The sequence below is a fragment of the Dietzia sp. DQ11-71 genome (genome assembly GCF_014144995.1).
Lineage (GTDB): Bacteria > Actinomycetota > Actinomycetes > Mycobacteriales > Mycobacteriaceae > Dietzia > Dietzia kunjamensis.
Genome location: NZ_JAALDT010000054.1, coordinates 1 through 8,786, shown reverse-complemented (window position 1 = coordinate 8,786; position 8,786 = coordinate 1). Strand labels below are relative to the sequence as shown.

The window sequence follows — 8,786 nt, the reverse complement described above, 5'->3', positions numbered from 1 at the left end:
TCGTCGGCCAGCCTCGGGTCCGCGGGCTCGGCTGCCGCGCCGCCCGCCGCCCCCGCGTTCCGGCCGGCCGGTGGTGACGAGAACCCGGTGGGCTTCCGTAACTGGCTGCGTCCCGGCTGCCAGTGGGACCCGGTCGCCTCCTGGGTCCAGCTGTGCAACGTCTACTCGCCGGCCATGAAGCGGGACATCAAGGTCCAGGTCCAGCCGGCCCGCTTCGGCGGTAACGCCGGTCTGTACCTGCTCGACGGGCTGCGCGCCCGTGACGACTGGAACGCGTGGACCCACGACGCCCAGGCCCAGCGCATCTTCCTGCAGGACAACATCACCCTGGTCATGCCCGTCGGCGGCCAGGTGTCCTTCTACTCCGACTGGGAGCGGCCCATCAACCTGGGCGGCAACCTGCTCGAGTACAAGTACGAGACGTTCCTGACCGAGGAGCTCCCCGGCTACCTGCAGGCCCACTTCGGCGTGGCCCCGAACAACAACGCCGTCGCCGGCCTGTCGATGGGCGGCTCCGCGGCCGCGACGCTCGCCGCCAAGCATCCCGACCAGTTCAAGCAGGTCTCGGTGTTCTCCGGCTACATGAACCCCACGGCCCCGGGCATGTACACCATGATCCCGCTGGCGATGTTCGACCAGTGCAAGTGCGACCCGTTCGCCATGTGGGGTCTGCCGGGCTCGCCGAAGTGGGGCGAGCACGACCCGCTGCTCAACGCCGCCAAGCTGCGCGACATCCCGATGTACGTGACCGCCGGGTCCGCCATCCCGGGCCGGTACGACCAGCCCTCCAGCCTGCAGTCCGTGTTCAACACGTTCAACGGCATCATCCTCGAGGGCCTGTCCCGCGGCTCGACGCTGGCGTTCCAGAACACCATGAACGCCGCGCCGAACAAGGCCACGTTCGAGTACCGCACCACCGGCATCCACGGCTGGGGTTACTGGAACGACGACCTCATCGCGGCCCGCTCGGCGCAGATCCTCGACGTGATGGACGCCCACGCGTGGTGATCGCGCAGAGTTAGCCGACGAATCGGACTCCCGTCAGCGAGTCCTCACCCGTCACACCGGGGCCCCGCGCGTAGATTCTCGTGCGGGGCCCCGGTCGCATCTGACCACCGGGTTCGGCCGCGGGAGGGGAACCCGCGGGCGCACCACGGACCCGGGCTCCGGATACATGTGGCGCCGGTCGTTCTGACGCGCGCCCACTAACTATTCGGCGAGACGACGCGGCAAGGAAGAGAACAACACATGGCGACCCCCAGCTCAGACGCGAGCCCCCGGCACCGGTGGGCGTCCCTCCTCGCGGCTCCCCTCGTGGCGTCCGTGGTGGGTTCCGGTCTCGTCCTCCCGCCCGTCGCGGCGGCACAGGAGACGCCGTCCCGGCCGACCCCGGGGCAGACGAGCCCGGCGGAGAGCCCGGCGCGGTCGACCCCCGCGGAGAGTCCCGCCACTGCGCCCGAGGCGCCGACCCTGCGCGTGCCGTCGACGCCGCCGTCCGGTGTCCGGCTCGACAAGGTCGAGTGGAAGTCCGCCAACCGGGTGGCACTCTGGGTCCGGTCACCAGCCATGGAGCAGGCGATCCAGGTGCAGCTCATGCTCCCGGCCCAGTGGAACGCCGACCCCGAGCGCACCTACCCGTCCCTGCTCCTGCTCGACGGGCTGCGGGCCCGCGACGACGCCAGCGGCTGGACGCTCGAGACCAAGATCTCGCAGTTCTTCGACGCCAAGAACGCCGTCATCGTCCTGCCGATCGGTGGAGAGTCGAGCTTCTACACGGACTGGGTCTCCGACGCCAAGGGCGCGGCGTACCAGTGGGAGACGTTCCTCATGCAGGAACTGCCGCCGCTACTGGCCCGCGACTGGCGGGTGGGTGACAAGCACGGCGTCGCCGGACTGTCCATGGGCGGAACGGCCGCGATGATGCTGGCCCAGCGTTACCCGGATCACTTCGACTTCGCCGCCAGCTACTCGGGCTTCCTCGACACCACCAGCTTCGGGATGCCCGAGGCGGTCAAGGTGGCCATGCAGGACGCCGGCGGCTACCCGGCCGAGAGCATGTGGGGCCCGCTCGGGTCCCGGCGCTGGCAGGAACAGGACCCGAAGCTCCACACCGAGAAGATGCGCGGGCAGAGCGTCTACGTCTCCGCCGGCAGCGGCAACACCGGGCCCTGGGACCAGCCGTCCGGCCTGCCGGACATCCCGACCAACTTCCCCGGCTACGGCCTCGAGCTGCTCTCGCGGATGACCACGCAGACCTTCGTCAACCGGGCCCGCGCCGCCGGGGTCGAGGTCACCGCCAATTTCCGCCCGTCCGGCACGCACACCTGGCCGTACTGGCAGTTCGAGATGACCCAGGCATGGCCGCAGTTCGCGACGGCGGTGGGGATCGAGAACGTCGAGAAGCCGTGCGCGGCGAGTGGCGACATCGCACGCCTCGCCGAGCGGCAGCCCGGCCTGGGGCCGTGTCTGACCGGCGAGTACGACGTCCGCGGCGGCAAGGCCACCGACTTCCGCTTCGGCCGCGCCTTCTGGTCGCAGGGGACCGGGGCCCACTCGGTCCTCGGCGCGATCGGCGCGGCCTACCAGGCCGAGGGCGGCCCCGACGGGGTGCTCGGGCTGCCGACCTCGGGCGAGACCACCACCCCGGACGGCCGCGGCCGGTTCTCCACCTTCCAGAACGGCGTCATCTACTGGTCGCCCACCACCGGGTCGCACGCCGTCCGCGGTGGCATCCGGGCGATGTGGCAGGAGCGCGGCGCCGAGCGCGGCGAGCTCGGCTACCCGACCACAGACGAGATCACCAACCCCAACAAGCCGGGTGTCGTCCAGGGCTTCCAGGGCGGGACCGTCTACTGGTCCGAGGAGACGGGCCCGAAGGTCGTCGAGGGCAAGATCCTCGAGACCTATCGCGAGGCCGGCGCCGAGAACTCCGAGCTGGGTTACCCGACCACCGACGAGATCGCCCTGAGCACCCGGGACGGCGCGTTCAGCCGGTTCCAGGGCGGGTACATCTACTGGTCCCCGCGCACCGGGGCCCACGTGGTCCCCCGTGGGCCGGTGTTCGACGCCTGGGGCACGGTCGACTACGAACGCGGGCGGCTCGGCTACCCGACCGGCCCGCTGCGCACCACGAGGGACGGTCAGGAGATGGAGTTCGAGGGCGGCCGCATCACCGTGAGCGGTGGCCGGGCGGAGATCTCGTCGTGAGAACCCGGTTGGCGACGCTGACCGCCGCGCTGCTCGTCGGCGGTGGGATGCTCACCGCCTGCGGCGGAGGGGACTCGACGGTCTCCGGCGTGCCCGACTCCGAGACGCTGGCCCCGCCCCCGGGCGGCAGCGGATCACCCGGGGTGTCGCGCGTTCCCGCGACGGAGGATTCCGGCCGCTACACGGAGGCGCCCGCACCCGTCGATCCGGACGCCTCCGGGTACACCGCCCCGGCCGTCGGCGCGCGGGAGCGCGGGTATCTCGCGGCGTTGGAGAGCGAGGGCATCGACACCGCGGACCTCTCCGATTCGCTCGTCGCCGCCGGCAACACCATCTGCCGCATCCGGACGACCGGGGGCGCCGCCGACGAGACGACGACGATCGCCGACGCGGTCGCCGGTCAGATCTCGGCGGGCGGGTACTCGGATCGCGAGGTCGACGAGCTCTCCCGCGTCGTGGTGGACGCCTCGGCGGGCCAGCTCTGTCCGTAGTCCGACGAATGCACACAGCGCCGCGGCGCCCGGTCCGGCAGGACCCGGCACGTGTCGCCCCGGGGTGAGACGGGACACCCTCCCGGTGCTCCCGGAACCCGCAGCGCCACCGGGGCGTTGACCGGTCGTCGGCCACCCGCCCTAGTCGAGCGGGGAGGCCGGGAAGGAGTTCGTATCGTGGCTCGCGGAATGCGTCGTGGGAGAGGCCGTCGTCTCGGGTGCTCGTTGGGGGCACTCGTGCTGGTGGTCCTGCTGGTGCTGGGCATCGGATGGTGGATCGGGAATCGTGGGCTGCCCACGGGTCCCGACGGGCCCCTGCCCGGCCCGGGGGAGCCGGAGCTGACCCAGCCCGCGGACTGTCCGGACGTGGAGATGGTCGCCGTGCCGGGGACCTGGGAGAGCAGCCCCACCGACGACCCGTACAACCCGGGTTTCCTGCCCAACGCCCTGCTGAGGACGATTACCGACCCGCTGAGCGAGCAGTACCCGGACGACCGGCTCGAGGTGTTCACCGTCCCCTACGTGGCCCAGTTCAGGAACCCGCAGGCGCCCAACGAGATCCCCTACGACCAGAGCCGGGCGGAGGGCACCGAGAGGGCCCGCGCCGAGCTCGCCGCCACGCACGAGCGGTGCCCGTACACGTCGTTCGTGCTCCTGGGCTTCTCCCAGGGTGCGGTGATCGCGGGTGACCTCACCAGCGAGATCGGTACCGGCAACGGGCCGGTGCCCGCCGACCTGGTCCGGGGATCGGTCCTCATCGCCGACGGCCGCCGCGTGCCGGGCCAGGGTCAGTCGCCGGGGTTGTCGCCCGGAAACGGGCAGGGGATGGAGATTTCCCTACAGCCGGCCACCGGGCTCACCCAGCTCATCGCCGGCGCCACCATGACCGGGCCCCGCCCGGGTGGCTTCGGCGAACTCGGCGACAGGACCGCCCAGATCTGCGACTCCCGAGACCTGATCTGCAACGCCCCGCTCAACGTCGTGGACGGCGCCGCCCGGTTCCAGGAGTTCGTCGCCAACAACGCGATCCACGCCATGTACGCGACCAACCCGGACGTGATCGAGGGGACGACGGTCCCGGAGTGGACGATCGGGCACGTGCGTGAGCTCGTCGACGCCGCCCCGGAGATCGCCCACGGGTGACCCGTCCACGCCTCCCGAGGGCTCGGCCTGCGACACGCCTGACGAGCCGGATGATTCGGAGTTCGGATGCGCTCTGGGGCACGCTGTAGGATCGACCAAGCTTGTCGTCAGTGCACCCGGCATTTCCGTGGTCGACGACGTCGACCAACGTAAGACGGATCGGAACGGAGCAACGTGGAGTTCGAGCAGTACCACGACGCCGGTGGGGCGATCGTCATCCCTGATCGCACCACCCTTGTCGACTTCGTCGAAGCCAATGTCTCCGCCGCCCGCGAGGATCCTGCCGAGGACGGGCTGATCTACCGCTACATCGACTACTCGTCCTCCCGTGACGGCGAGGTGCACGAACTCTCATGGTCGCAGTTCGGTGACCGGCTCTACGCCATCGCCGCCCGCCTCCAGCAGGTCGCGAAGCCGGGGGACCGGGTCGCGATCCTCGCGCCGCAGGGCCTCGACTACATCGTGTCGTTCTTCGCGGCCATCCACGCCGGGCTCATCGCGGTGCCCCTGTTCGACCCCGATGAGCCCGGTCACCACGACCGCCTCCACGCGGTCCTGGCGGACTGCACGCCCGCGGTCATCCTCACCTCGACCGACTCCGCGGCCGGGGTCCGGACGTTGTTCCGCTCCCTGCCTGCGCGAGAGCGTCCGCGCACCGTCGCCGTCGACGCCATCCCCGCGGAGCTCGGCTCGGGGTGGACCAGACCGGATCTCGGCGCCGACGACATCGCCTACCTGCAGTACACCTCCGGCTCGACCCGCGTACCGGCCGGTGTGGAGATCACCCACCGCAACGTGGTCACCAACGTCATGCAGCTGTTCGACGGGCTCGGGCTGACCCGCGCGTCCCGCGGGGTCACTTGGCTGCCGCTGTTCCACGACATGGGCCTGCTGACGGTGATCCTGCCCGCGATGGGCGGGGCCACCATCACGGTGATGAGCCCCCGCGCGTTCGTGCAGCGCCCGGGTCGCTGGGTCTCGCAGCTGGGCGCGATGTCGGACGGCGACGGGGTGTTCGCCGCCGCCCCCAACTTCGCGTTCGAGCACGCCGCACGCCGAGGGCTGCCGAGGGACGGCGAGACCCTCGACCTGTCGGGCGTGACCAGCATCATCAACGGTTCGGAGCCGGTCACCCCCGCCTCCATGCGTGCCTTCAACGAGGCCTTCGCGCCCTACGGGCTCGCACCGACCGTCATCAAGCCGTCCTACGGGATGGCCGAGGCGACCCTGTTCGTCTCCTCGCCGCGCCGCGACGACGAGGCGATCGTCATCCACGTGGACCGGTCGGACCTCAACAAGGGCGTCATGACCGTCCTCGACCCGGCGCAGGTGGAAGGCAACGAGGACGCGATCCCGCAGGTCGCCTGCGGGTACGTCGCACCGAGCCAGTGGGCCACCATCGTCGAGGCGAACATCGACGAGGCCACGGGTGAGCACGACGGCACCGGGCGGGAGCTGCCCGAAGGGCGCGTCGGCGAGATCTGGCTGTACGGGACCAACGTCGGTCGCGCCTACTGGGGGCGCCCCGAGGAGTCGGACGCCACCTTCGGCAACCGGCTCGTCGAGTGCCTCGAGGAGGGGTCCCGCACGGTCCGGGAGTTCGGGACCGTGCCCTCCGACGCTCGATGGCTGCGCACCGGCGACTACGGCGCCTATGTGGACGGTCAGCTGTACATCACCGGCCGCGTCAAGGACCTAGTGATCGTCGCCGGCCGCAACCACTACCCGCAGGATCTCGAGAACACGGCGCAGGGCGCCTCCGATGCGCTGCGCCCCGGATACGTCGCCGCGTTCTCGGTGCCGGCCAACCAGCTGCCGATGGAGGCGCGTAACGGCGCGGAGATCGCCGCCGATGACTCCTCGGAGACGCTCGTCGTGGTCGGCGAGCGCGCACCCGGCGCCGGCAAGGCCGACCCGGGCCCCATCGCGGACGCGGTCCGCACGGCGATCTCGGCACGTCACGGCGTCACCGCCCAGGACGTGCTGCTGGTCCCCGCCGGATCCATCCCCCGCACGTCCAGCGGCAAGATCGCGCGGCGCGCGTGCAAGGCGGCCTACGTGGACGGCACCCTGCGCGGGGGTCACCAGCAGACCGCCTTCCCGGACCTGCCGGCGCAGTAGCGTCCGCCCGGCCGGGCCGGTTCAAGCACCACGGGTGCCCCGCCGCGACGGGACACACCGGACGACACCCGAGGAAAGGCGAGCCAGGACGATGGCACAGAGCGAGATGACGGTAGTAGAGCTCCGCGAATGGATGCGGGGCTGGGTCTGCCGGGCCACCGGGCTCGACATCTCCAAGGTCACCGACGACCGCTCGCTGGAGGAATACGGCCTGTCGTCCCGCGACGCGGTGTCCCTGTCCGCCGATCTCGAGGACCTCATCGGTCGACCACTCGACGCGACCGTCGCCTACCAGCACCCCACCATCGCCTCGCTGGCCGAGTACGTCGTCAACGGACCGGTCGAATCCGAGGCGCCCACCGATTTCCACACGTTCCGTGACCGCGGCGCGGGCATGGAGTTCGACGTGGCCGTGATCGGGTTCGCCACCCGCTTCCCCGGCGGCGCCGACACCCCGGAGGCGACCTGGGAGCTACTCGCCTCCGGTCGGGACGCCACCACCCCCCGCTCGGCGACCCGCTGGTCCGAGTGGTCCGGCGACGCCTACGTCCAGCAGGTGCTGTCCGAGGCGCCCGATCGTGGCGGCTGGCTCGACGACGCCGAGGTCCGGGACTTCGACGCCGAGTTCTTCGGCATGAGCCCCCGCGAGGCCGAGATGGTCGACCCGCAGCAGCGGCTCGCACTCGAGCTCACCTGGGAGGCCCTGGAGAACGCCCACCTGCCCGCCAGCGACCTCAAGGGCCACGAGGTCGGCGTCTTCATGGGATCGTCCTCCAGCGACTACCAGGTGTTCCTCACCTCGGACTCCGCTGCGGCCTCGCCGTACGCGGTCACCGGCGCCTCCAACTCGATCATCTCGAACCGGGTCTCGTACACGTTCGACTTCCGCGGCCCGTCCATGACGCTGGACACCGCCTGCTCGACGTCCCTGGTGGCGATCCACGAGGCCGTCAACTCGCTGCGACTGCACGAATCGGACCTGGTCGTCGCCGGCGGTGTCAACATGATGCTCGCGCCCGCCGCGACCATGGGCTTCGCCAAGACCGGTGCCGCGCTCAGCCCCGACGGGCGGATCAAGGCGTTCTCGTCCGATGCCAACGGCATCTGCCGGTCGGAGGGCGGGGGAGTGTTCATCCTGAAGCGCCTGTCGGAGGCCGAACGGGACGGCAACGACATCCTCGCCGTCATCAAGGGGTCCGCCGTGAACTCGGACGGTCGCTCCAACGGTATGACCGCACCCAACCCCGACGCTCAGGTCGCCGTCCTGCGCCAGGCCTACGCCGACGCCGGCGTCGACCCGCGCGAGGTCGACTACATCGAGGCGCACGGCACCGGCACCATCCTCGGGGACCCCATCGAGGCCACCGCCCTGGGCCAGGTGCTCGGCCGCGGCCGCGAGGCCGACCGCCCCACGCTGCTCGGCTCGGCCAAGACCAACTTCGGCCACATGGAGTCCGCCGCCGGGGCCGCCGGCCTCGCCAAGATCATCCTCGGGATGACCAACGACGCCCTGCCGCCGACGATCAACTTCGCGGGCCCCAACCCGTACATCGACTTCGACGCCGCGCGACTGAGCGTGGTCACGGAGACCACCGGGTGGCCGCGCTACAGCGGGCGCGCCCTGGCCGGCATCTCCGGGTTCGGGTTCGGTGGCACCAACGCGCACGTCGTGGTGGCCGAGTACCAGCCGGCGCCGGTGCGCGCGTCGGAGGAGACCACGGTCGACGAGGACTCCGTCTCCGACGTCCGGGCCGGCGAGGTCGCCACCCCTGACGCCCTTGCCGCCGAAGCCCCGGCCCCCGAGGCCCCGGCCGCCGCGACCCC

The 8,786-nt window shown here is 71.2% G+C and carries 6 protein-coding genes; all 6 read left to right on the top strand.

The features are described from left to right. On the top strand, positions 1 to 1,008 hold a 1,008-nt coding region (locus G6023_RS02145; RefSeq protein WP_159148589.1), incomplete at its 5' end, for an alpha/beta hydrolase. 240 nt (positions 1,009 to 1,248) lie between these two features. After that, a complete protein-coding gene (locus G6023_RS02140; RefSeq protein ID WP_182633953.1) occupies positions 1,249 to 3,207 on the top strand; it encodes an alpha/beta hydrolase-fold protein in 1,959 nt (652 codons plus the stop codon). Next, positions 3,204 to 3,698 carry a DUF732 domain-containing protein gene (locus tag G6023_RS02135; RefSeq protein WP_067714813.1) on the top strand — a complete coding sequence of 165 codons (495 nt, stop codon included), beginning with the start codon at positions 3,204 to 3,206 and terminating at the stop codon, positions 3,696 to 3,698. Before G6023_RS02140 ends, G6023_RS02135 begins: the two co-directional genes overlap by 4 nt. A 177-nt stretch (positions 3,699 to 3,875) precedes the next feature. Next, entirely contained in the window at positions 3,876 to 4,841 is a 966-nt protein-coding gene (locus G6023_RS02130) for a cutinase family protein (protein WP_082923820.1), read from the top strand. A gap of 174 nt (positions 4,842 to 5,015) precedes the next feature. Then, entirely contained in the window at positions 5,016 to 6,962 is a 1,947-nt protein-coding gene (fadD32, locus tag G6023_RS02125) for a long-chain-fatty-acid--AMP ligase FadD32 (protein ID WP_069388636.1), read from the top strand. A gap of 91 nt (positions 6,963 to 7,053) precedes the next feature. Continuing rightward, positions 7,054 to 8,786, top strand: a 1,733-nt coding sequence (locus G6023_RS02120) for a beta-ketoacyl synthase N-terminal-like domain-containing protein (protein ID WP_241727620.1), incomplete at its 3' end; no start/stop codon positions are given.